This is a genomic window from Chryseobacterium sp. CBTAP 102, assembly GCF_003201365.1.
In the GTDB taxonomy this organism is placed as follows: Bacteria; Bacteroidota; Bacteroidia; order Flavobacteriales; family Weeksellaceae; genus Chryseobacterium; species Chryseobacterium candidae.
Map to the genome: position 1 here is coordinate 331,330 of NZ_QICX01000003.1, position 23,232 is coordinate 354,561.

24 protein-coding genes and 1 pseudogene are annotated in these 23,232 nt (G+C 36.7%); 16 read left to right on the plus strand and 9 right to left on the minus strand.

The features are described 5' to 3' along the window. Positions 1-66: 66 nt before the first annotated feature. From C8D70_RS06690 to C8D70_RS06710, 4 genes are all read left to right on the plus strand, one after another. On the plus strand, positions 67-852 hold the full coding sequence (locus C8D70_RS06690) for a hypothetical protein (RefSeq protein ID WP_110366805.1): 786 nt from the start codon (positions 67-69) through the stop codon (positions 850-852). A gap of 21 nt (positions 853-873) precedes the next feature. Next, entirely contained in the window at positions 874-1,266 is a 393-nt protein-coding gene (locus C8D70_RS06695) for a VOC family protein (RefSeq protein ID WP_076596155.1), read from the plus strand. Positions 1,267-1,283: 17 nt separating this feature from the next. Then, positions 1,284-1,820: a GNAT family N-acetyltransferase gene (locus C8D70_RS06700; protein ID WP_110366806.1), complete on the plus strand. Its 537-nt coding sequence runs from the start codon at positions 1,284-1,286 to the stop codon at positions 1,818-1,820. Between the two features lie 427 nt (positions 1,821-2,247). Then, a complete protein-coding gene (locus tag C8D70_RS06710; RefSeq protein ID WP_110366808.1) occupies positions 2,248-2,799 on the plus strand; it encodes a putative glycolipid-binding domain-containing protein in 552 nt (183 codons plus the stop codon). 103 nt (positions 2,800-2,902) lie between these two features. Here the strand turns inward: C8D70_RS06710 and C8D70_RS06715 are convergent, their stop codons facing one another. The 3 genes from C8D70_RS06715 to C8D70_RS06725 all read right to left on the minus strand — a co-directional run bounded on the left by C8D70_RS06715 (position 2,903) and on the right by C8D70_RS06725 (position 6,719). Next, positions 2,903-3,829 (minus strand): malate dehydrogenase, encoded by a 927-nt coding sequence (locus C8D70_RS06715; RefSeq protein WP_034699354.1) that lies wholly within the window; start codon positions 3,827-3,829, stop codon positions 2,903-2,905. 118 nt (positions 3,830-3,947) lie between these two features. Then, positions 3,948-4,499: a biliverdin-producing heme oxygenase gene (locus tag C8D70_RS06720; RefSeq protein WP_110366809.1), complete on the minus strand. Its 552-nt coding sequence runs from the start codon at positions 4,497-4,499 to the stop codon at positions 3,948-3,950. A gap of 21 nt (positions 4,500-4,520) precedes the next feature. Beyond that, a complete protein-coding gene (locus C8D70_RS06725) occupies positions 4,521-6,719 on the minus strand; it encodes an ATP-binding protein (RefSeq protein ID WP_110366810.1) in 2,199 nt (732 codons plus the stop codon). A 381-nt stretch (positions 6,720-7,100) separates the two neighbouring features. On the opposite strand from C8D70_RS06725, the gene C8D70_RS06730 reads away from it, so the two are divergent. The 6 genes from C8D70_RS06730 (at position 7,101) to C8D70_RS06755 (ending at position 14,283) form a co-directional block, all read left to right on the plus strand. After that, positions 7,101-8,150 (plus strand): linear amide C-N hydrolase, encoded by a 1,050-nt coding sequence (locus tag C8D70_RS06730; protein WP_110366811.1) that lies wholly within the window; start codon positions 7,101-7,103, stop codon positions 8,148-8,150. Between the two features lie 149 nt (positions 8,151-8,299). Then, positions 8,300-9,466, plus strand: a complete 1,167-nt coding sequence (locus C8D70_RS06735) for a porin (protein WP_110366812.1) — start codon at positions 8,300-8,302, stop codon at positions 9,464-9,466. A 19-nt stretch (positions 9,467-9,485) separates the two neighbouring features. Then, a complete protein-coding gene (locus C8D70_RS06740; RefSeq protein WP_076596526.1) occupies positions 9,486-10,916 on the plus strand; it encodes an anion permease in 1,431 nt (476 codons plus the stop codon). A 16-nt stretch (positions 10,917-10,932) separates the two neighbouring features. Beyond that, positions 10,933-11,589, plus strand: a complete 657-nt coding sequence (locus C8D70_RS06745; protein ID WP_110366813.1) for a succinate dehydrogenase cytochrome b subunit — start codon at positions 10,933-10,935, stop codon at positions 11,587-11,589. Positions 11,590-11,600: 11 nt separating this feature from the next. Further along, on the plus strand, positions 11,601-13,517 hold the full coding sequence (locus C8D70_RS06750) for a fumarate reductase/succinate dehydrogenase flavoprotein subunit (RefSeq protein ID WP_110366814.1): 1,917 nt from the start codon (positions 11,601-11,603) through the stop codon (positions 13,515-13,517). Between the two features lie 13 nt (positions 13,518-13,530). After that, entirely contained in the window at positions 13,531-14,283 is a 753-nt protein-coding gene (locus C8D70_RS06755; RefSeq protein ID WP_110366815.1) for a succinate dehydrogenase/fumarate reductase iron-sulfur subunit, read from the plus strand. 89 nt (positions 14,284-14,372) lie between these two features. On the opposite strand, the gene C8D70_RS06760 is transcribed toward C8D70_RS06755, so the two are convergent. Together C8D70_RS06760 and C8D70_RS06765 are read right to left on the minus strand one after the other, a co-directional pair. Beyond that, positions 14,373-15,146, minus strand: a complete 774-nt coding sequence (locus C8D70_RS06760; RefSeq protein ID WP_110366816.1) for a cyclase family protein — start codon at positions 15,144-15,146, stop codon at positions 14,373-14,375. Between the two features lie 108 nt (positions 15,147-15,254). Then, positions 15,255-16,268: a nucleoid-associated protein gene (locus C8D70_RS06765; protein WP_062674158.1), complete on the minus strand. Its 1,014-nt coding sequence runs from the start codon at positions 16,266-16,268 to the stop codon at positions 15,255-15,257. A gap of 413 nt (positions 16,269-16,681) precedes the next feature. Between C8D70_RS06765 and C8D70_RS06770 the strand changes: the two genes are divergently transcribed. From C8D70_RS06770 to C8D70_RS06785, 5 genes are all read left to right on the plus strand, one after another. Then, on the plus strand, positions 16,682-16,846 hold the full coding sequence (locus tag C8D70_RS06770; RefSeq protein ID WP_228402575.1) for a hypothetical protein: 165 nt from the start codon (positions 16,682-16,684) through the stop codon (positions 16,844-16,846). An 11-nt stretch (positions 16,847-16,857) separates the two neighbouring features. Beyond that, positions 16,858-17,214 carry a hypothetical protein gene (locus C8D70_RS06775; RefSeq protein ID WP_110366817.1) on the plus strand — a complete coding sequence of 119 codons (357 nt, stop codon included), beginning with the start codon at positions 16,858-16,860 and terminating at the stop codon, positions 17,212-17,214. A gap of 82 nt (positions 17,215-17,296) precedes the next feature. Continuing rightward, positions 17,297-17,428 carry a hypothetical protein gene (locus C8D70_RS21170; protein ID WP_262484568.1) on the plus strand — a complete coding sequence of 44 codons (132 nt, stop codon included), beginning with the start codon at positions 17,297-17,299 and terminating at the stop codon, positions 17,426-17,428. A gap of 51 nt (positions 17,429-17,479) precedes the next feature. Continuing rightward, a complete protein-coding gene (locus tag C8D70_RS06780; RefSeq protein WP_076596531.1) occupies positions 17,480-17,875 on the plus strand; it encodes a hypothetical protein in 396 nt (131 codons plus the stop codon). 134 nt (positions 17,876-18,009) lie between these two features. Continuing rightward, on the plus strand, positions 18,010-18,609 hold the full coding sequence (locus tag C8D70_RS06785; RefSeq protein WP_110366818.1) for a hypothetical protein: 600 nt from the start codon (positions 18,010-18,012) through the stop codon (positions 18,607-18,609). A gap of 81 nt (positions 18,610-18,690) precedes the next feature. On the opposite strand, the gene C8D70_RS06790 is transcribed toward C8D70_RS06785, so the two are convergent. Then, positions 18,691-19,203 carry a thioredoxin family protein gene (locus C8D70_RS06790; RefSeq protein WP_110366819.1) on the minus strand — a complete coding sequence of 171 codons (513 nt, stop codon included), beginning with the start codon at positions 19,201-19,203 and terminating at the stop codon, positions 18,691-18,693. 580 nt (positions 19,204-19,783) lie between these two features. Here C8D70_RS06790 and C8D70_RS21020 point away from each other — a divergent pair. After that, on the plus strand, positions 19,784-20,116 hold the full coding sequence (locus C8D70_RS21020; protein ID WP_228407992.1) for a hypothetical protein: 333 nt from the start codon (positions 19,784-19,786) through the stop codon (positions 20,114-20,116). Between the two features lie 18 nt (positions 20,117-20,134). On the opposite strand, the gene C8D70_RS06800 is transcribed toward C8D70_RS21020, so the two are convergent. The 3 genes and pseudogenes from C8D70_RS06800 to C8D70_RS20745 form a co-directional block, all read right to left on the minus strand. Continuing rightward, positions 20,135-21,244, minus strand: a complete 1,110-nt coding sequence (locus tag C8D70_RS06800) for a heparan-alpha-glucosaminide N-acetyltransferase domain-containing protein (RefSeq protein WP_110366820.1) — start codon at positions 21,242-21,244, stop codon at positions 20,135-20,137. Positions 21,245-21,492: 248 nt separating this feature from the next. Beyond that, entirely contained in the window at positions 21,493-22,254 is a 762-nt protein-coding gene (locus tag C8D70_RS06805; protein ID WP_110366821.1) for an aspartate/glutamate racemase family protein, read from the minus strand. Positions 22,255-22,547: 293 nt separating this feature from the next. Beyond that, positions 22,548-23,232: pseudogene (locus C8D70_RS20745) on the minus strand (hypothetical protein); the annotation flags it as partial.

A 23,232-nucleotide genomic window follows, 5' to 3' on the forward strand; every position in this document is an offset into this window, starting at 1 on the left:
TTGAAAGTTTTGGAGTGTGAAATTTTATTTAAATTTGATTATTGTACAATTATCAACCAATCTTTTATGATTTTAGGTGTATACTGGTATTTCAAATTCCCGGATCATTTATATGACTTTCAGTTTTTCAAATTCTATCCGGGACTTGGAGGGCACGCCGATACCCCAGCTGAATTGACCGCCAGAATACAGGTGGAAAATACAGATGATTTTGTCCATCAGCTGGAATCGCTAAAATCAGGTTCCAAAAGAACATATTTACACCTGAATATCGATGAAAATCAAATCGTCATCAATATCGATGACTATATGCTTTTTGATTTCCACTTTCAGTTTGCATTAGAAATAGAAAACCTATTAATTCGGGAAAATGCTTTATCCGTGGGTTTCAGCATTCCTTTTACCATTCAGTCCACCAAAATTTTTGCTCCGGAAAGGGAAGAATTCAAAAATATAGAACACCGTTTCATTCAGATGGTGGGTTCTGACTTCAAAAAAAGTAATGCAGAAAATTATGCTGCCAGAATTGATTGCAATCTTCCTTTACCATACAAACAGAGGCTTATTGATGACTTAGTATCGATATGTAGAGAGGAAAACATCCATGTATTTTACTATAATGATTTCGATTGTAAAGATCATTGTAACCTGATGCTCTTTTTCACCAATGGCCGACAGAGAAAAGATTCTTTTCAGAAGGTTGACATCAATTCATTTGGGAGTAAAGTAAGACAACTTACCCAGAAATACCCTCTTCATTTCGGTCATTTCGGAAGCTTTAAAGAGTATCCTTTACTCGGGCCTCATATAGAACTGATGATAGACGAAGAATATATTATAAATAAGAAGTAAAAACCATTTAAATTCAATCATATGATCAAATTTAAGTATGTCATTCTCTATGTAGAAGATGTAGAACAGTCTATGAATTTTTATAAAAACACCTTTGGCTCTGAAATAAAATTCATTACGCCCGAAAAAGATTATGGTGAACTGCTGACCGGAGAAACTAGTCTGTCATTCGCCTCTGTGAGCCTGGCTAATTCCAATATTAAAAAAGGATTCAAAACAGCAAAAACTGAAGACAAACCGTTCGGGATGGAACTGGGGTTTACAACGGATGATATAGAGGCTTTGGTAGAAAAAGCAATAAAAAACGGAGCCGTCCTTTATGAAGATATCGCCATAAAACCATGGGGACAAAAAACAGCTTATATCAAAGATCCCAACAACTACCTTGTAGAAATCTGTACTGAAATGCAATAAGCGTAAAACGAACTGATTTGGAAATAAGAAGATTACAAAAACTCACCTTTGATCCCACCTTAACTTGGGGACATAATGGTTATACAACGAATATAAGATATGTGTTATCCTCCATAGAGGTTGGAGGTTCTTTTGAGTTTATTCTGAAAGAAAAAGCTTTACCATACAACAAAATCTGGGAAACAACTTCCGAAGATCTTGAAGAATTGAATACCATCATTGAACAGGGAAATTCCTTCGGAGCCTATGTGGATGGAGAAATTGCAGGCTGGATCATCTGCGAACAAAGAATATGGAACAACAGTTTTTATATTGAAAATATCCTGATCAACGAAAAATACAGAAGACAGGGAATCGGGATCATGCTGATTAAAAGCGCCATTAAAGAAGCCAGGAAATTAAACAGCAGAGTGATTGAGCTGGAAACCCAGAATACGAACTATCCTGCGATACAGTTTTACAGAAGAATGGGATTCAATATTACAGGACTGAATACAAGATTATATGAAAATGCAGAGGAAATTGCGCTTTTTATGACCTTGGATATAGAATAATTTTTCTAAATACATTAAAACACTTGTTAGTGTGTTGAAAATTTTATACATTAGTAATCAACAAATTAAAAAAAATAATTACTATGAAAAATCTGAAAAAGCTCAAGAGAAATCAGCTGGTTCTGATCAGTGGTGGCGACACTCCTTATGCATTGTGTGACATGGATGGCAATTGTCCGCACACTACAGGCTCTTATTATTGTAGTGGCGGTACCTGTTACAGAGTGTCCGGCGGCGGTGGCAACCCCGGATGCAATGAACCTATGCGTCTTTGCCAGGAATGGGAAACAGGATGCGGATGCGTTTATATGTAAAAAATATTTGTTAGATAAAATTTTGTTGAGGGCGGTTTTTACCGCTCTTTTTTGCAACCAGCCATAACATTCATTAACTTGCATTTCTTAATAATACATCAAAGAATATCATTATGAAAACATTGATCTGGAAAGGAATCTATTATCAGTCCCTTGAATATTTTAATTTATTTTCCAATGATAAAAACTATACTGTAGAATCAAAAATCATTGGTTGCCATGAAGATAATATGTATACTTTAGATTATAGGATTCTTATTGATGAAAACTGGATCGTTCAGGATTTTCTGATCGAATCTGAAATTAATAAGGTTAAAAGAATTTTTTCGGGAAAAAGAAACCAGAACCAATGGGAAATCAATGGGGTTATACATTCTGAATATAATAATTTCAAGTTCATAGACATTTCTCTCACTCCTTTCACCAATACCCTGCCGATCAATAATTTAAAACTTTCAGAGAGCAGTTCTCAAAAGATTGATGTCATGTATATTGATGTGCTACAAGATCATATCAGACCCGTCCAACAAAAATATACCCGGACAGCTGTTAATAAATACCTGTATGAAAATATCGAAACCGATTTTAAAGCTGAAATTTCAATTGATGAAGCGGGATTTGTAACAGCTTATCCTAAGCTGTTTGAAAAGATTACGGAACTTTGAAAAGTTGAAATGAGCCAGACTTATATTCCAAAATAAAGAGACTGTCCAAAAAGTTTGGTCAGCCTCTTTATGTATTTTAATCCTGCTTAAAAGAAGTTAATGATTAGAATTTCAAATCTCCGTTCACCTCTCTTACTGCATTGGCAGCTTCAGCAAATTTCAATTGCTCTTCAGCAGTCAAAGTTACGTTTACAATTGATTCTACTCCGTTTGCTCCGATGATAGCCGGAACACCTAAGCAGATATCGTTTTGTCCGTATTCACCTTCAAGCATTAAAGAACAAGGAATCATTTTCTTCTGGTCACATGCAATAGCCTGAACCATTACAGAAACTGCTGCACCTGGAGCATACCAGGCTGAAGTTCCTAATAATTTAGTAAGCGTAGCTCCTCCTACTTTAGTTTCTTCGATTACATATTTTTGTTGCTCATCACTTAAGAACTCAGTTACAGGAACCCCATTTCTTGTCGCTTTGCTCAATAACGGAAGCATACCTGTATCACTGTGAGCAGCGATTACCATTCCGTCAACATCAGAAATTGGAGCTTCTAATGCCTCAGCCAATCTGTATTTGAATCTTGCAGAATCTAATGCACCACCCATTCCGATGATTTTGTGCTTAGGAAGACCTGAAGTTTTGTGAACAAGGTAAGCCATAGTATCCATTGGGTTAGAAACCACGATGATGATTACTTCCGGAGAATGTTTTACTAAGTTTTCAGTAACTTCTTTCACGATACCAGCATTGATACCGATCAATTCTTCTCTTGTCATCCCAGGTTTTCTAGGAATTCCTGAAGTGATTACTGCTACATGAGAACCTGCAGTTTTGCTGTAATCTCCTGTTGTACCCGTAATTTTTGTATCAAATCCGTTAAGAGATGCTGTCTGCATCAAATCCATTGCTTTCCCTTCAGCAAACCCTTCTTTAATGTCTACCAAAACTACTTCTGAACAGAAGTTCTTCATTGCGATGTATTCTGCACAGCTTGCTCCTACAGCGCCTGCACCTACTACAGTTACTTTCATATTGTTACTTTTTAAAAATTATTTTTTGTTAGTTAAGTTTAAATTTGAAACTCTCCAAATTTAACAATTCCTGAAAAAATGCGCAATTTTTCAGGAATTTAATTAGAACTAAAATAAATTAGTTGACGCTCAGTAAAAACGTATAGAGTTTTTTCGCCCCTGAAAGCACATCATTATAGTTTTCTTCAGCAACTTCCGTATCCAGAACTTCCTTAAAATTTTTCCACATTGGCCCTGTATTCTCCTGATAGCATCCGAAAAAGTTGAAAGTAACCTCATCAAAACCCTCCGTTTTAGAAAGCTGTTTTGCAATTACATTTCCTCCAAGGGTAGATCCTTCAATCACATACATCGCTCCAAGTGCTTCATGCTCGTTATTGAATTCAAGAGGATGAGAAACTTCCTGATTTTCGAGAGAGAGACTTTTCAGGTCTTTTTCAATAAGGGAAAGCTTCTTTCTTTCATCAAGCTGAAGTTTTTCTGCATACTTATCAGAAAGGCTGCCGAATATTTTATCTTCGCTGTGAAGAAGCATTAGGTAATTGGTATGAATGATTTTTTTATAATCTTCTAAAGTGAAGGTTTTGTTGAAAATCTTTTCAGAATTAAAAAGTTTTTCTGCCGCATCGTGATAACCTGCTGTATTCTGTTTAAGATATTCTGATACCATACATAACGTTTTAAAAGTTTCTCAAATATAAGGCTTTTTGAACGTTAAAATAAAGGAAGTGCCTTCACTGTTGCTTTCAAAATCTACATTTCCTCCCAATCTTCTCATGATGCGGTGTACAATAGACAAACCTACTCCGTTTCCTTTGAATTTCTTGGCATTATCCATCCTGTTAAAGATTTTGAACATCTTATGTTTTTCCTCCGCAGGAATACCAATACCGTTGTCTGAGATCCTGTAAATAATGGTCTGCCCATCCTCAGCTCCTTCAATTTCCACTTTTGGAAGATCTTTATGGGAAGAATATTTCACAGCATTGTTGATGATATTCAAAAATACCTGATGAAGCATGGTTTTATCAGCCAATACATCAGGGCATTCTTTAATGATAATTTCACTGTTGGGACTGCCATAGGTTATCTTTGCATTTTCGGAAATTTTCTCAATCGTATGGGCTGTTTTCAGACTTTCAAGCTGGATTTCACTGTGTTTGGCGCGGCTGAGCTGGAGTACATCATGCATCATTTCTGCCATATTATCGATTTCCTCAATAATTGAATTGATCTTGGTTTTACTTTTTTCAGAATCACCTGCAAGATTTCCCAGAAGCATTTGTGCATTCAGTTTCATTACAGTGAGAGGAGTTCCCAGGTCATGAGAGATTGTATAGGAAAAACTGTCAAGTTCCTCATTCACTTTTTTAAGCTCATCATTAAGTCTTTTAATAGCATTATAATTTTTATGGGAAGTTTCCAAAATCAAATCTCTTACTGCCTTTACTGCATCAACACTTCTGGAATTCCATCTTTTAGAATGGCCTTTAATATTTTCTGTAAAAATACGGAATGAAGTTCTCGGTGATATCATTTGCCTTTCTTCTCCATTCTGAGAAAATACACTTACTTTTTTCTCCGGATTTCCTGCCCAGTTGATATGTTCATCAAACTCTTTTCTGAACCAGATCAGCATTTCATTTTTATCCCTTTCAATAAAATAGATGGCAATTCCTGCTGTATTTTCAGTCAGCTCAAGTTCTTTATCATAATCTTTAAGAAAATTTCTGCTCATATAGATATGATCCTGGGTATTACCAAGAGCCCATTGTGCAATTCTTCCGATACTTCTCAGATCAGGAGTATTGCCGTCTGTTATTATATTTTCATCCGAAACAATGGCAAGCCCGTCTGCTTCAGGTAACTTTCTGATCTCCTTTTTACATTCAATAAGAGAATCAAACAGGTTATGATGTTTTAAAAACTCTGTTTTCAACTGAGATATTTTATCATTCAGCTCCAAACGGTAATTCAGTTCGTTTTTAGATTTAAAAGATGAATAGGCATTAGCAGCAAGCGTAGTAAAAATTCCGGCTTGTACCCTGTCTTCAAGATCTATATGCTTAGGTGCTACATTCTGGCAGGTTACCAATCCCCAAAGATGATCATCAATAATAATGGAAACGCTAAAACTTGAAGCTACGCCGGAATTCTTCAGATACTGCGCATGAACTGGTGACATCCCTCTGGATGCTGAAAAAGTAAGATCAATACTGTCTGGGATTCTGCTTACAACAGGAACATTATCCGCATATACATTGCTGAAAATTCTTTTTCTTTTCTTTAAATAAAGATCACGTGCCTGTTTCGGAATATCAGACTCAGGATAATGCAGCCCAAGGAAACTTTCCATATCCTCATTTTTTCTTTCGGCAATCACTTTACCGGAGCCGTCCATTATAAATTTATAGACCATCATACGATCATAGTTTACCACCTTTGAAAGGGTTTCCAGAAGATGATTCCAGAGTTCCTTTTCATTGTCAATGATGTAAAAGTTATCATACTTATTGGAAATTCGTTTATTGGGATTAATGATCACCTCTTCAAACTCCAGAAAGATATAAAGCTCACTTCTGAAAACAGAAAAATGATACTCTTTATCATTTATAAAAATTTTATCGAAATACGTTTCATTCTTACGTTTGGTAAACTTGTCCAGTGAAGTATAGATTTCTGAATCAATAATGTTTTTAAAACTTTCAGGAAAGTCATTAAGCGTTCTTCCGAACAGTTCTTCTGAACTCCCGATTTTAAATAGATCCGCAATATTCCTGCTAAAAAAAGTAATGATGTGGGATTGTGCATCAATGCCAATTAAATAACCAAAACTCTGTATAGAACCCGGAATATGGATAGGTTCTTCATGGCATTCTATAAAATTCATATATCTTTTCAGTCTGTCTATCAAATATAGTTTTTTTTTGAACACCTTTTTACTTTGTGGTATCTAAAATCAGATACCCTTCCGACAAGCATTTACGGGAAATCCCCCCATCAAAAAAAACATAAAAACTTATTAAGATATTCTTTATTTATACCCATTTTTTATGTCATTTCTTTTAAATATACAAAAAAAGATCCAATAATCAAACCTTTTCATCTTTAACCATGATTCATAACATGGATTACATATTATTAACCTTATTAATTGTTTTATTTAGACAATTTTCGCTAAATTTATATCACCAAATAATGAATACAACAAGAATCCATTGAATTATTCACAATAAATTCAACACAAAATTTAAATTCAAATAATACTATTATGAAAAAGTTCCCATTAATTTTATTTTCTCTGATCCTCTTTACAGGATTATGGAATCCATCCGAAGCCTGTACAAGAGTCGTTTACAAAGGACCTCAAAACACTGTTATCACAGCCCGTTCTATGGACTGGCGTGATGAGATTCCCGCCAACTTATGGGTGTTACCCAAAGGAATTGACCGCAACGGACAGGTAGGCCCCAAATCTGTAAAATGGACCGCCAAATATGGAAGTCTTATCAGTTCTTCATGGGACATTGCTTCAGCAGATGGGATGAACGAAAAAGGGCTGGTTGCCAACCTGCTTTGGTTAGGAGAATCTCAATACCCAAAGTTCGATGGAAAAGGAAGCAAAAAGGGAGTAGCCATTTCATTATGGGCACAATATTATCTTGATAATTTCGCGACAGTAAAAGAAGCCGTAGAATTTTCACGCAAAGAACCTTTCGTTATTGTGAGTGATTATATTCCGGGAACAGAAAGATTTACAACCGTCCATCTTTCCATTTCTGACGCTTCAGGTGACAATGCTGTATTTGAATATATTGACGGAAAACTGGTTATTCATCATGATCCATCTTATACGGTAATGACCAACTCTCCTGTATTTGAAGAACAGTTAGCTCTTAATAATTACTGGAAAGGTATTCCGGGAACGGTAATGCTTCCGGGAACCAATCGAGCAGCAGACCGTTTCGTAAGAGCGTCATATTATATCAATGCGATTCCTCAGACTGCAGACACCCGCACAGCAGTAGCCAGTGTTTTCAGTGTAATCAGAAACTGTTCTGTTCCTTACGGGATTACGTCTGCTACAGAACCTAATATTTCCTCTACAAGATGGCGTTCTGTTTCGGATCAGAAAAATCTGGTGTATTATTTTGAAACGGTTTTCACTCCCAACACGTTTTGGGTAGATCTTAAAGATTTTGATCTAAGCCCTAAAGGAAAAGTGATGAAGCTGGATCTTAGCAACAACCGCACCTATAACGGAAAATCCAATGCGGAGTTTAAAGAGTCTGCACCGTTTACATTCCTAGGATTAAAATAGATATTTTACCACAAAAAATGCTCGTGCTTAGCAGATAATATCCTGAGCAATCCACGTTACAATTAAACAATATTCTGAAAATCAAATATTGACGAGGCAAGCAAGCAGTTGTGGCACAATAAAATTCACAATAAAAAAACAAAATAGATATGGCCTTTTTTTCGATTAAAAAGAAAAGCCTGATCCTGTGCATGCTGGCCTGCGGATTATCCGCTTATGCACAAAGTCAGGATTCTCTGAAAACTACACCTCCTCCACAGGAAAAAGATAATGTAAAATATCCGCAGCTGCAGATCAAAGGCCTTTTTCAGGCGCGTTATCTTGTAGGGATGAGTAAAGATGTTGATGTAAACGGACTTCACCACACTGATGGTTCCGGAACTGATAATAATTTCATGCTCAAGTACATGAGAGTTCAGGTTCGGGCACAGATCAGCAAACGTACAGAAGTTGTTGTTCTGGCCAACCTTGCAGATTTTAAAAATGACCCCAAAAGCAGAGTTCTTGAAAACGCTTATCTGAAGTACACTTTCAATCCTAAATTAGCAATTACCGTAGGACAGTTCAGGCCCTGGTTTGGTATTGAAGAGACTTATCCTATTGATATTATTAAATCTTTAGACTGGTCTAATCAGTATACCGAATTTGGAAAACTGGGATGGACAAGTTTCCAGATCGGAATGTCTGCTACAGGACAGCTTCAACTAGGAGAAATTCCTTTCCAATATGCTGTTTCGGTAGTAAATGGAAATGGAAAAAATCAGGTCAATGATAATGACAACGGAAAGCAGTATTCTACCCGCCTTGTTTTCGGATTATCGAAAAAATACAACTTCAATGTAGGTTTGAATGGCGGTATCGGAGAAGTTTTCAGCAAAAAAGTATATGCCTTGGGCGTAGACCTGAGTTCACTGATCCATTTTGATCCTAAATGGAGTCTTGACATGCAGCTGGAAGCCAAACAGGCAACCAACCACGTTCTGTATAATTCTATTGCACCTGAATTAAGACCTGATAACCCAGACCAATATCTGATCCGTGGCGCTTATTTTCTTCCGAACATAAGATATGAGATCAACCATAAAAATCTTAGTGCCTTCGAATTATCCTGCCGCTACGAATATCTTGATACCAATTTCAGAATGGCTTCTAACCCAAGACAAACGATTACTCCGATGTTCGGATTGGAGTTCCTGAAAAATTACGGCGCAAGAATTCAGCTGGGAGTACAGTTTGATCGCTACAAACATCAGGTAGAAAACACATCACAATACAATAACAATCTATTCATTGTCCAGGTACAAAGTAGATTTTAAATGATTAAATAGTAGTATCATGAAAGAAATTAATATCAAAAACGTAGCGATCACATTTGTTGTTGCGTTAATCATATGGTTCATTCCTGCTCCGGAAGGTGTTGCAGAGAATGCCTGGCATCTGTTTGCCATCTTTGCGGCAACCATTTTAGGAATCATCCTTAAAGCAGCTCCAATGGGAACTATGTGTATGATGGCCATTGGTTTTACAGCCCTCACACAGGTGGTTGCACCGGGAGATGCAGGAAAATCCATTACCAAAGCACTGTCTGGTTTTGGAGATAAAGTAATCTGGCTGATCGGGATCTCATTCTTTATTGCCAGAGGGTTTATCAAAACCGGACTGGGAAACCGCATCGCATTTTTATTCATCAGAGTTTTTGGGAAAAGCTCGTTGGGACTGGCTTACGGATTAGGACTTGCTGATGTTTGTCTGGCACCTGCCATTCCGAGTAACACAGCAAGAGGTGGCGGGATTATTTATCCTATCATGAAATCTATGGCGATAAGCTTTGATTCTGTTCCGGAAAAGCCGGAAACCCATAGAAAATTAGGATCATTCCTGACTTTAAACAGCTATTATATGAACCTCATCGCTTCTTCCATGTTCCTTACCGGGACAGCGAGTAACCCGATGTGCCAGAAGTTTGCGGCTAACCTTGGTATTGATATTACATGGATGTCATGGGCAGCAGCAGGTTTCATTCCCGGTGCGGTAGCTTTCTTTGTAGTTCCTTTGGTATTGTACAAATTGTATCCGCCTGAATTGAAAAAAACAGGAGATGCACCGAAAATGGCGGCTGAGAAATTAAAAGAAATGGGACCTATTTCCAGAAACGAATGGCTGATGCTGCTGGCATTCTTTATCTTATTAGTCCTTTGGATATTTGGTGGAGCACTTTCCATTGATGCTACCACAACAGCGTTCATCGGATTAACCTTATTATTGTTAACCTCAGTATTAACCTGGGAAGATGTAAAAAGTGAAAAAGGAGCATGGGATACTATCGTTTGGTTTGCCGTATTGGTAATGATGGCAAGTTCTTTAAATGAACTGGGTTTCATTGGCTGGTTCAGTAACCTGATCAAAGTACAGATCGGAGGATTGAGCTGGCAGGTAGCCTTTCCGGTTATTATTGCAGTCTATTTTTTCAGTCACTATATTTTTGCAAGTGCTACCGCTCACGTAGCCGCTATGTATGCAGCCTTGCTGGGTGTAGGCGTTTCTTTGGGAATTCCTCCTATGTTATTGGCGATGATGCTTGGTTTCATGGGTTCAATTTACGGGGTATTGACTCATTACGGCCACGGTCCTGCTCCGGTATTCTTCGGAAGCGGATATGTAGATCTGAAGGTCTGGTGGCTCAGAGGTCTTGAAATAGGAATCGTTCTATTGATCATTTATATGGTTGTAGGAGGATTGTGGATGAAAGTCTTAGGATATTATTAATCATTAAATCAAAAATATGTTATCAACACTGTCAAGAAAAATGCTGATGTGCCTTACCGGACTCTTTTTGGGATTCTTCCTGTTGATTCATTTCCTTGGAAATCTTCAGCTTTTCCTTCCGCAAGAGCAGGCGCACCTGCAGTTTAATGCGTATTCGCATTTTTTATCAGGAAATATAGTCATCAAAATAGTTTCTTACGTTTTGTATACCAGTATTATTCTGCATGCTGTAGACGGACTGATCATTACTTTAAAAAATAAAAAATCCGGTGGCAGTTATCAGTCTGACAGACGCGGAAGAGCCAGCAAATGGGCTTCCCGGAATATGGGAATTCTCGGAACATTCATTCTGATTTTCCTGGTGATCCATTTCCAGAACTTCTGGTATATCTACAAATTCGGAAATCCTCCTTTGGATGAGAACGGAAATAAAGATCTCTACATCCTGGTAGTGAATGTCTTTAAAGAATGGTGGTACGTTATCATTTATGTTTTATCAATGATCGCTTTGTGTTATCACCTGATTCATGGAATACACAGTGCTGTAAGAACTCTGGGATTATATCATCCTAAGTTCGTACAATGGTTCAAAACTATCGGAATTGCTTATTCAATCATTATCTGTGTAGGTTTTGCGTTGATGCCGGTGTATGTATTCTTTACTTATCATTAAAAGGAACGATCATGATTTTAGATTCAAAAATACCACAAGGCCCATTGGAACATAAATGGGAAAATTATAAAAAGAAAGCAAGACTCGTTAATCCTGCCAACCGTAAAAAGCTGGATGTTATTGTTGTTGGAACAGGACTGGCGGGAAGCTCAATTGCAGCTTCTCTGGGAGAAATGGGCTATAATGTGAAATCATTCTGTTTTCAGGACAGCCCGAGAAGAGCGCACTCCGTGGCAGCACAGGGAGGTGTAAATGCTGCCAAAAACTATAAAAACGATGGCGATAGTGTCTACAGAATGTTTGTAGACACTTTAAAAGGAGGAGATTTCAGAGCCCGTGAAGCCAATGTATACAGAATGGCAGAATGTTCTCTGAACCTTATCGATCAGGCAGTGGCCCAGGGCGTACCTTTCGGCCGGGAATATGGCGGATATCTGAACAACCGTTCCTTCGGAGGAGTTCAGGTAAGCCGTACTTTTTATGCGAGAGGACAAACGGGACAACAGCTTCTTCTGGGTGCTTATCAGGCTTTGATGAGACAGGTTGGAAAAGGTTCTGTACAATTGTTTTCAAGACATGAAATGCTGGATCTGGTTACTGTTGACGGTAAAGCCAGAGGAATTATCGTAAGGAATTTAGACACAGGAGACATTGAAAGACATGCAGCCCATGCTGTAATATTAGCAACCGGAGGTTACGGAAAAATCTACTACCTGTCTACCCTTGCCATGGGATGTAACGGCTCTGCCATATGGAGAGCCCATAAAAAAGGAGCATTAATGGCTTCTCCAAGCTGGATTCAGGTACACCCTACTTCGCTTCCTCAATCCGGAGATTATCAGTCTAAACTCACCTTAATGTCTGAATCATTACGTAATGACGGCCGAATCTGGGTTCCGTTAAAAGAAGGAGAAAACAGACCTCCCAATGATATTCCTGAAAATGAAAGGGATTATTATCTTGAAAGAAGATATCCGGCTTTCGGAAACCTTGCTCCAAGGGATATCTCGTCCCGTGCAGCCAAGGAAAGAATCGATGCCGGCTTCGGTATCGGACCTTTGAAAAATGCAGTATACCTTGATTTTTCAAAAGCAATTCAGGAACAGGGAAAAGATAAGATCAAGGAAAAATATGGAAACTTATTCGATATGTATCTTAAAATAACAGGATATGATGCGTATAAAGAACCCATGATGATCTCCCCTTCTGCCCACTTCTCCATGGGCGGACTTTGGGTAGATTATGAACTGATGACTACCGTACCGGGATTGTTTGCTTTAGGTGAGGCTAATTTTGCCGACCACGGAGCCAACAGACTGGGAGCGAATTCCCTTCTCCAAGCTTCTGTAGACGGATATTTCATTGCTCCTTATACGATTGCCAATTATCTGGCTGATGAAATTCACACCGGGAAAATTTCACCGGATACTCCTGAATTTGAACAGGCTGAAAAAGCAGTTAAAAACCAGATCAATGATTTTATCAATATCAAAGGAACTAAAACTGTTGATTACTTCCACAAAACATTAGGAAAACTCCTGTATGACTATTGCGGACTGGCCAGAAATGAAGAAGGCCTGAAATACGCCATTCAGGAAATCCGAAAACTGAAACAGGAATTCTACAAAGACGTAAGAGTTTCCGGACAGGGAGATCAAATGAATACCGAACTGGAAAAAGCAGGCCGTGTTGCCGATTATTTCGAAATAGGAGAACTGATGTGCTATGATGCATTAACCCGTAACGAATCCTGCGGAGCACATTTCCGGGAAGAGTTCCAGACTCCGGACGGAGAAGCCATGAGAAATGATGCGGAATATCAATTTATTTCTGCCTGGGCATGGAAAGGTGAACATGGAGAACCTGAACTGATTAAAGAACCTCTGATCTTTGAAGAGATTCAGCCAACGGTAAGAAGTTACAAATAAAAAACAGAAAATTATGGATTTACATCTTAAGATATGGAGACAGAAAGACAGAAAAAGTGAAGGAAAACTGGTAGGTTATGACCTGAAAGGATTGAATTCTCACATGTCTTTCTTAGAAATGCTGGATACCTTAAATGAAAAACTGATCATTGAAGGAGATGAGCCTGTAGAATTTGATCACGACTGCCGTGAAGGAATCTGCGGACAATGTGGGATGATGATTAACGGCATTGCCCATGGTCCATTGAAAAATACAACTACCTGCCAGCTTCATTTACGGTCTTTTAAGGATGGGGAAACCATTCTGATAGAGCCTTTCCGTTCTGAAGCTTTTCCGGTGAAAAAAGATTTAAAAGTAGACCGTTCTGCTTTTGACAGAATTATATCTTCAGGAGGTTTTGTATCGGTGAATACAGGTCAGGCACCTGATGCTACTTCCATTCCGGTAACTCACCAGACGGCTGAGGAAGCTTTTGATTCTGCTGCGTGTATCGGGTGTGGAGCATGTGTTGCCACCTGTAAAAACGGAAGTGCTGCTTTATTCACTTCTGCAAAAATCACCCATATGGCACTCCTTCCTCAAGGGAAAGAAGAACGAAGCAAGAGAGTTTTGGATATGGTTGCCCAAATGGATACGGAATTATTCGGGCACTGCTCCAATACGGAAGCCTGTGAAGTGGAATGTCCACAAGGAATTTCTGTACTGAATATTGCCAGAATGAATTTTGAGTATAACAGAGCCTTATTTTTAAGGAAGAAAAATTAAGCTGGAAACACAATAGTAACAGACAAAAAGGCGGATTTGAAATTAATCAAATCCGCCTTTTTTATTTTTTAGAGGTGAAAAAATTCTTTCTATGCATCCATCATCGCGACTACTCTCGCCGGAGCAGCAGAACCACCAACAATCTTCAATGGAAAAACACAGATTTTAAATCCGGATGGAGGTAATGCACTTAGGTTCGTAAGCTGTTCGATGTGTAAATATTCTTTTTCAATGCCTACACGATGGCCTTCCCAGAAGAATTCCGGATCATTAAGTTCTTTAGCTTTCTGAGCCATATATTTTAGAGGAAGATCCCAGCCCCACTGGTCAATTCCCATTACTTTTACGCCCTGATCAATCAGCCATTCTGTAGCTTCTTTGCTCATTCCTGTTCCTTTTTCTACAAAATCAGGAGTGCCCATCATTTTATCACGATCAGTTCTGATCAGTACGATATTTCCTTCCTGTATGATGATTCCATTTTTGTCGAGATCTTTTTTCAGATCATCTACGGTGATGGCCACAAAATCTTCTTTATGTGTACAGTCGATCACAATTCCGTCTCCATAGCACCACTCCAGCGGAATCTGGTCTATCGTTTTAGCAGGCTTTCCTTCCACTACAGGGCCATAATGCCAGGGAGCATCAATATGTGTTGTAGCATGAAGTCCCATATTTTTGATGGTGTCATCTGCCCAGCCTGTCCAGTTTTTAGGAAAAAGCCTTGACGGAAGCCTCAACGCCAGACGAATCAACCAATGTGATTTTCTATGGGCTTTATGTTTGATTTTCACCCTCATGAACCATGGGTCTCCAGCATTGTACTGAATAGGTTTCGTTAAATCGACAATTTTTGTTTTCATATGACATAGACTAACACATGTTATGCTTCCATGAAATGATCATAACTTTATTCCTGGTTACAACATAGTAATAAAGTTATGATATTATTATGGAACGTAAATTTCTTTTTATACCTCTTTTTCGAAATAAAGTCTGTAATATTTTCCTTTGTCATCTTCACCCATTTCGATTTTTTGTCTGTCTCCGTGGATGTAGATGTGAAAGTTTTTATCCAGTTTAATGATACTTTTAAAGTGTCTCTGCGTCTTTTTTACCGCTGCTTCGCTAATCGGGAATTCTTCAGCGATATTCACCTGCATATCCTGCTCGTAGTCTGTTTTAAAGTTCACGAAACTTTCAATCACATGCTCATCTCCCAATACTTCATTGGCAAATTCATCCAGCTTAAACTCTTCTTTTTCCTTGAAAAAATTGATAGACTTATTCAGGAAATCTGCCTGATCTGCTTTGGAAACTTCAAATTCCTGGGGAAGCTGTTTTGTGATATAATCTTTATACACCATCAGAGCTTCCTGCGTGTGGAAATATTCATCATCACGCTGCTTTACTTTCAGGAAATCTTCGAACCAGTAATACATATCTCCGTTTTTGTTGTTGTCTACTACGGAAAGTACATATCCTGTTTCTTTATTGTTGTTGTAGATCAAAGCCGCTTTATCAATTTTAGATAACCCGATTCCCTGGTCTTTTTCAATATCAAATGTTTCTTCTGCAGGATTTATTTTCAGGAAAGATTCTCTCTTCTCTGTTTTAAAGATCCCGATTTTATCCACCCTGTCAGGACGGTCACTTTCATCTTCAAAAAGAACAATAAAAAGTTCTCCACTCTGAACTCTTGGATTTTCTGCCGCTTCAAAAAGGTGTTTGGCAATATTCTCAGATTCCCAGATAAACTTGGATTTATCATCAAAAATCTCAGATACCGCGCTGTAAACCGGATTATTCACCAGATAAGTATCACTGTAAAAATGAAAAGTTTCTTCCGATTTAAAAGAACCTAAAAAGTAGTCTTCAAGCATTTCTGCCATTCCTTCTTCCAGCTTCAATTCCTCCTGGGAAAGTGTCAGCGAATCTCCGTTGATCTTATTTCCGACTCTGTGTACTATTATTTTTGAAAACATTTTTCTGAATATTTGGACTGCAAAGATATTCATTCTTATCCTTACTGCGAAAACTAAAAAATGTCATTTTGTACTGCATTATTGTTACCACCCTCTGCCATTCTGAATGAAATGAAATGTAGTGAAGAATTTCATAAAATTGAATTTCAATAAGATTCTTTCTTCGTCAGAATGACAAAAAACCAAATTATTTGATCTTTGAGGGAAAGGAATTCTCCGTCGTTCATTTGTGATGGCAGATAGCATAAGTTTCTGTCTTTCATTTCCAAATTGATAAGACCCTTATCATTTTGACATGCTTTTTTGTTTTAAAAACTCAGCAACAAAATCATAATGATTTAAATATCAATAATTTAAACAAGATATATTTCTAACGGAATACCATTGGCATCATGATTTGAAAACATAGAAAAATGGACTTAAAAACTTTAAACAGAATCGACAAGCTCAGAAGATTAAAAAGCAGAGGCCCGGCAACTCCAAAATGGCTGAAACCTTATCATATGCTCTTTTTCGCTTTTTTAACCATTTTTATTTTTGGTGCCTTCATCAAAATGCTCGAATACTATCACCATTAACATATAATACGATGAACTATTTACAAGCCGTAAAGGAAATCACCGATGTGGTTCCCGACTTTGAAAGGGAAATAAAAGAAATTAAAATTCAAAACTCATACAGCATCATACGGACTTTCACGGAACGTATTAAAAATATGATCCGCCAGAATGACAGAAATCTGCTGTTCAGAAGTTTACAGAAAATGGACAAAATATACACGGACGGAGATACGATATTAAAAAATGCTATTGAGACCACTTTTATCTATTCTCTGGACAATTGTACCGCTTCCTGCAGTGAAGAATACAGAAAAGTGATTTTTAGTCATATTTCTGACAACCTTCAGAAGGTGTATTCAAGACAAATTTACAGCCACGGCATATAAAGGTTTTGTTACATTGTTCATCCGTTTCATTACAAAGCGTTTAAATTAAACAAAAACCAAAACAACTCACAATCAATAGATTATGAAAAACAAAATAAGACGAATTTCAGATTGGAAAACCTGGAAAACCACGACTAACAGACACAATACAGAGATATTGCTTACTCACATCGCCGTGATCGTAGGAGTATTTATTTTTGCAGCCTGTCTTTAAATTTTGGTATACATTTAGCTGCAATATAAAGTGTTTGAAAAATTCTTAATTATGATGAAAGTACAAATGCAAACTATTAATCAAAAAATAGCTGTTGAATACTTAAAATTTTTCTATCCGCCACTTCGCCATGAGATCACCCAGTTGTCTGTACAGGACAATTTCGCCGGAATCATGCAGGCTACCGTGAATTATCTGAAGCACCTGCTGCAGGAATCAAAGATCAATATCATTGCCCATCACATCAAACTGATGGACTGGATCTACAGAAACGGGAATTCTTATGTAAGAACCATGATTGAAAACCTGTTTGTAAGATCTTTCGAAAGTTTCAAAAAACATGCAAAGATCCAACATTGGAAACTTCTTTACCAATATATGCCTGTCAGCTTCCAGATCATTTATAATGAACAGCAGAAGCAGGATCAGATGTATTTTGGAAAATAAATTAAGCTAAAGGGCGAAAAGGTAAGTGTTTATTTACCTTTTCACCTTTTTATTTTTTACTTTTGCTAAATTATAATTTTCAATCTATTCCGTTTCACTAGTAGGCGTGAAACCTCTTTTTATAAAAATATACCATGAAATACTCTTTTTATGCTCTGATGATGGCATTGTCATTGATATCGTGCGAAAACAACGATAATATAATTGATGATCCGAGACCTGTTGATAAAGAAGTTTACTCATTTCAATTTAAAAGCTATACTGTAAAAAATACAGTGCTGTACAAAGGATCAAACGGAGAAAAATCTACACCGGACGAATCTTATCTCAACAATTACTGGAGTATGTACCAGGAACCTGCCTGGGAAAAAATAACCCTTGATCTTAAAAACAAAACGATAAAATTATTATCAGAAACCTCAACTACAGATTTCACCTATAGTTTTACCATCGTAAATGACTCCGTATTAATCAAAGAAAATAACAATAATAAACCATCTTATATTGGTGATTTCAATAAAAATACCTCCTTGTTCACTTTAAAAAGAACATACAGATACGTTAAAAAAGTACCCCGAAATGACCATGACGCACTATTCATTACTAAAAGCGCTCATTTTGGGACAACTCAATACGAAAATATTTTTGGAAATATTTTTACCACTCCTTCTGAAATGATCAAAACAGGAGATCAGGTTTTATGGACCAATATTGAATATACGTATAAAGAATGATTGTCATGTATGATGATTCAAAAAACCAATCCCCGAAACTTAATATTTCCGGGGATTGGTTTTATAATAAATGAAAAGTTTTTATTTTTTCACAAATACTTTCTCTATGGCCAGTGATTCTTCAGTACTCAGTTTTGAGGCTTTCCCCAGTTTGGCAATAAAAGTATTTACTTCTTCTGGTGTGGCTGGTGATCCCAGATTTTCTCCTTTATCATCAAAAGAGTCTGTCAACACTTCTCCCTTTGGGTTTAGAATTACCCAGAAAGGAAGTCCTGCATTTCCGCCTTTATATTTATTCATCAGCTCTTGTCCACCAGGATTTTCAAGGCTTTTCTTATCTCCTCTTTCCTGAACGTCTACATAGGCTGTGACAAATCTTTTATTAAAAACGGGCTTGGTTTCCGGAAGATCCATATTCTTTTCCATTGTCTTACACCATTTGCACCAGGAAGCATGGAAAACAAGCAAAACATTTTTATTTCCAGCTTTAGCTTCTTTAAAAGCCTTATTTAATACAACATCTGCTTTTTCCTGTGCTGCGCCCAACTTAAACAATAACAGGGTTACAATGATAATAATTTTTGAGTATTTCATTCTGATTTTTTTGTTTAAAACTTACACGAATTTAGATATTTTTCCTATCAATATAACTTCATATTTTATTAATTTATCCCTTTTTAGTCATAATAGCTTCGACAGGCTCAGCCTGACAACGCTCAAAAATTCGGGTTGGTATTCGACTTGCCACCGTGAGCCTGTTGAAGGGTTCTCAATAAGAAAACCTTTGTTAATCATTAATCCCGAGTATTAATTAAAAGGATAAGTCAATTTATTTAAACATTTTGTAATTTAGTAAGCCCTAAGTTCCAATTTCCCTAAATAATTGATATAAGAAAACACTCTAACCAGACAGTATATTCTGAACCAGGACGGATCATCAGATACATTTTATTCTGGCGTCAACATGAAAATGCAGAAATTCTGATTATAAAAATATTTTTATTATGAAACCGGTCCGGTTGTAACCATTACTTCAGGACAGTTCCATCAGCTAAAATCTGTTGAATGAGAACTTACAGCACTGGAATTTACGCTGGATTTTTTCTGTAAAAGTGACAGTGATACTGAACTTATCTTCCACAATGGCCTCTTTTGTCATTTTGGGATGAATGAAATGATCACTGTACAACATCCTGAATTTTTCTCTGAAACATTGAATACTATTGAAAAAGAAATCCAGGAACAGCCTTATCAGTATCTGATCTCTACACATTCTCTGGTTAAACTGCTCCTGGTAGAAATCAACCGCAGTAAAATTGCCCATGGTAATGAGATCTGGAAACCCAATGCTTTATTTTTAAAGTTTCTTGAAAGCGTAAGAAATAATTTTAAAAATAATTATCAGGTCTCTCATTTTGCTGATCTTCTCGGCACTACTGAGGCCAAACTGAATGAGATTTCAAAACTCAACCACAGTAAACTTTCACCTTGGTTTTATAATTTTTGAAAAGATAAGATTGAATTATTATTTCAAAATTCTTTTATCACCTGATATTAAACTGAAGTCTATTAGGGTCTTTTTCTTTCTTATAAGATCCACCAAAGTTTGCATTAAAAAAGTGAGAATAATATATAATAAGATAAGTAGGGATACATATCCAATTTCATGCTGTCTGTATCCGAAGATACCTTTTCCCCATGAAATCAGTATCCATTGGATCATGTACATTGAAGTTAAATTTTTACTGCAGTATTTTAGGATCCGCATAAAGCTATTTTCTTTAACATTGACTGTAATAATATTAATCAGCCATAAAAGCAGTAAAGTCCAGCCTGCAAAATAGACAACGCCTCCGGGCCCCATATGATAAAAGCCATTGTAATGATAATCTCCATATAGAAAAACCAACGGTGCTCCTACCACGATGAACAATAATCCCACATAGAGCATATTTTTAAATAGCTGATTGGTATCGTAGTTCAGTTCCTGAAACCATTTCCCGAAAAACATTCCGATGATGATAAAAGCCATCCATGGAAAAACAGGGAAATAAACATAGGCAGGATAATCAGTATTGAAAAGTAAATCCAGGATATAATTGATCACAGGATAATCCGGATTAATTCCGCTTACCTCTCTGGATATTAATGCAACAAATAAACCTATAGCCAACATGATATACTTATTTTTCACATACTCTCTGATAAATCCGACGAACAATAGAGACATCCCCGCAAGCTGTAAAATATCTCCCAACTCTACCAGATATACGTACTGCTGCTCTATAGGCGCATGCCATCCGTATTTTTGAATAAAATTATCGGGAGCAAAATTAAAAATCACAGGGATCATAAACTTCATAAAGTTCATAAACAGACCCGCAAATACCAGTAAAATGCCCCGTTTTAAAGCACTTATAAGGCTTTGATGGCTGGAAGTCATGAAGGTGATTCCCATACAGATCAGAAAAATAGAAGTTCCCCTTCCGAGAAAAACAATAAAACTGCCGATAATTGTTTCATATTGTGATTTTACATTCGCATATACCAACAAGGTATGTATAATGATCATTCCGATAACACTTATACCTTTTATTACATCAAGAGTAAGGATTCTTTTGCTTTGTTCTTTCATAGTATTTAGTAAGAATTGTGTATTAAATGGATAAAATTGTATTAATTATATTTATTTATTCTAAATAAAACCAAATATACAAATTAAATACACTTCTCATAATTCATGCCTCAATTTTCATAAAATATTACTATTAAATCTTTATTAGCAGTAAAGAAGAATCAGGACACATATTCTCTCACTCCCGGATATGTAATTTTTCTATGAACCATGCAAAACGAAACAATTAATACTCTATAAATAAGTATTTAAAAATTAATTCCAAGAATAAAATCCGCTCCCATTTGAGCGTGCAATAATGTAGTATTGAACACCTGTATTTTCAAATCATTCTGTCCTACAATAAGAGGGAATTCTGTACACCCCAATATAATACCTTCAGCTCCCATTGCTTCCAGGATTGCAATTTGATCCAGGATATATTTTTTTGTTTCAGGTTTAAAAATACCGAGTGACAGTTCTTTCTGTATAATCCTGTGAAGCTTTTTTCTGTCTTCTTTTTTATCAGGCACTATCATATCAATGTCATATTTTTCTTTAAGGATTTTCTCAATAAATGGTTCCTCCATGGTAAATATTGTCCCAATAAGCCCGACCTTACGGAGTCCTTTCTTTTTAATACCAAAGCCTATCGCATCTCCGATATGCAGTATGGGAATCATGCTATCTGCTTGTACATCATGATACACTTTATGGGGTGTATTTGCACAAAACATTGCGGCAGATGCTCCGGCTTTATACAACTGATCACAAGTTTCAATCAACATTTTTGCTATTACATCCCAATGATCCGATTGTTGTAATTGATGCATATAATACTGATTTAGATTTACTAATACAAGAGGAGGATTTGTATTATTACTAAAATGATCGTTTATTGTTTGGTTCAGGTGAACATAATATTCAAGCGTCGAATGCCAGGAAAGACCTCCAATAAGACCTAATTTTCGTAAAATAGGATGTTGCATATTTTGATGATTTTCTCTAGAACTTGTATTGTAATCAAACATAAATTAATTGAAGTGTTTTTTATTTTTATCTTATGAATATTCCCTATAATCTTTTAGATTATTCGTTCATAATACCAATTACCTGAAAAATGGCTAAGGTATTTTATTGCAGATACTATTCGTAATGAATAAATAAGCTATACTCAAAAGTATAGCTTATTTTAAACATCCTGAAAATGATCACATTAAAAATCTATATTACAGATTTTCAACATTAAGAAATCCTTATTTTTTTCTATTTTCCCAAATTAAAAATCTGAAATTGTTTATGTTTTATTGATAAGATTTGCTACTTATTTTCCTAAATAAACAAACATATTTACACTTAAGCTTTGCGGCTGTATATTGATGGACTGCTGTGCTACACCACCGTTTACACTATTAGTAGTAAATGTATGGTTGTGCGCATCTTGAGCCAGTACATTAGTATTACGATTGTCCTGCTGTCTCCAGCCAGTACCTATTTTCCCTGCTAAAAATGTACGTGATTCTACGTTGTCTGATGGCTTACCATTATTATAGATAATATCATATCTTATACTCGGAGCCGTTGAACTCGTTGATCCTGACAACTGGAAATCAGGCAATTGATTTCTTGAAATTTTGCGGTTGTTGCTGCTGTTTACACTTCCCAGTCTGGCATTATCCTGTACTAAGTAAGAGTTGGTAGCATTAGGAATATATGATGCAAAGCCTAAAGAATTTGCTGCAGCTCTTTGGGTTGCGGTCAGATTACCTACTGGTCTTCCATCTAGTTTTACCCATCCGTTATGATCAGCATTTGAAAAACTGGGCTTAACATCGCCAATATTTTGTGGGACTGCTCCCGCAGTTCCTCCATCTGTAGATCTCCAGTAAGAGTTACTGAATACAAACTCCAATACTTTTCCATTAGGAACGGTAACCCCGTCCAGTGTTGCCCCGAATCCGCCAGTGGTATTGTTATAGACAATTAATCTTTGCCCTGGGTTGGGAGCA

Excerpts from the sequence above, each read along its gene's own strand:
- C8D70_RS06690 (WP_110366805.1), top strand. The coding sequence starts at position 67 with ATGATTTTAGGTGTATACTGGTATTTCAAATTCCCGGATCATTTATAT.
- C8D70_RS06695 (WP_076596155.1), top strand. The coding sequence starts at position 874 with ATGATCAAATTTAAGTATGTCATTCTCTATGTAGAAGATGTAGAACAG.
- C8D70_RS06710 (WP_110366808.1), top strand. The coding sequence starts at position 2,248 with ATGAAAACATTGATCTGGAAAGGAATCTATTATCAGTCCCTTGAATAT.
- C8D70_RS06715 (WP_034699354.1), bottom strand. The coding sequence starts at position 3,829 with ATGAAAGTAACTGTAGTAGGTGCAGGCGCTGTAGGAGCAAGCTGTGCA.
- C8D70_RS06720 (WP_110366809.1), bottom strand. The coding sequence starts at position 4,499 with ATGGTATCAGAATATCTTAAACAGAATACAGCAGGTTATCACGATGCG.
- C8D70_RS06725 (WP_110366810.1), bottom strand. The coding sequence starts at position 6,719 with ATGAATTTTATAGAATGCCATGAAGAACCTATCCATATTCCGGGTTCT.
- C8D70_RS06730 (WP_110366811.1), top strand. The coding sequence starts at position 7,101 with ATGAAAAAGTTCCCATTAATTTTATTTTCTCTGATCCTCTTTACAGGA.
- C8D70_RS06735 (WP_110366812.1), top strand. The coding sequence starts at position 8,300 with ATGGCCTTTTTTTCGATTAAAAAGAAAAGCCTGATCCTGTGCATGCTG.
- C8D70_RS06740 (WP_076596526.1), top strand. The coding sequence starts at position 9,486 with ATGAAAGAAATTAATATCAAAAACGTAGCGATCACATTTGTTGTTGCG.
- C8D70_RS06745 (WP_110366813.1), top strand. The coding sequence starts at position 10,933 with ATGTTATCAACACTGTCAAGAAAAATGCTGATGTGCCTTACCGGACTC.
- C8D70_RS06750 (WP_110366814.1), top strand. The coding sequence starts at position 11,601 with ATGATTTTAGATTCAAAAATACCACAAGGCCCATTGGAACATAAATGG.
- C8D70_RS06755 (WP_110366815.1), top strand. The coding sequence starts at position 13,531 with ATGGATTTACATCTTAAGATATGGAGACAGAAAGACAGAAAAAGTGAA.
- C8D70_RS06760 (WP_110366816.1), bottom strand. The coding sequence starts at position 15,146 with ATGAAAACAAAAATTGTCGATTTAACGAAACCTATTCAGTACAATGCT.
- C8D70_RS06765 (WP_062674158.1), bottom strand. The coding sequence starts at position 16,268 with ATGTTTTCAAAAATAATAGTACACAGAGTCGGAAATAAGATCAACGGA.
- C8D70_RS06770 (WP_228402575.1), top strand. The coding sequence starts at position 16,682 with ATGGACTTAAAAACTTTAAACAGAATCGACAAGCTCAGAAGATTAAAA.
- C8D70_RS06775 (WP_110366817.1), top strand. The coding sequence starts at position 16,858 with ATGAACTATTTACAAGCCGTAAAGGAAATCACCGATGTGGTTCCCGAC.
- C8D70_RS21170 (WP_262484568.1), top strand. The coding sequence starts at position 17,297 with ATGAAAAACAAAATAAGACGAATTTCAGATTGGAAAACCTGGAAAACC.
- C8D70_RS06780 (WP_076596531.1), top strand. The coding sequence starts at position 17,480 with ATGATGAAAGTACAAATGCAAACTATTAATCAAAAAATAGCTGTTGAA.
- C8D70_RS06785 (WP_110366818.1), top strand. The coding sequence starts at position 18,010 with ATGAAATACTCTTTTTATGCTCTGATGATGGCATTGTCATTGATATCG.
- C8D70_RS06790 (WP_110366819.1), bottom strand. The coding sequence starts at position 19,203 with ATGAAATACTCAAAAATTATTATCATTGTAACCCTGTTATTGTTTAAG.
- C8D70_RS21020 (WP_228407992.1), top strand. The coding sequence starts at position 19,784 with ATGATCACTGTACAACATCCTGAATTTTTCTCTGAAACATTGAATACT.
- C8D70_RS06800 (WP_110366820.1), bottom strand. The coding sequence starts at position 21,244 with ATGAAAGAACAAAGCAAAAGAATCCTTACTCTTGATGTAATAAAAGGT.
- C8D70_RS06805 (WP_110366821.1), bottom strand. The coding sequence starts at position 22,254 with ATGTTTGATTACAATACAAGTTCTAGAGAAAATCATCAAAATATGCAA.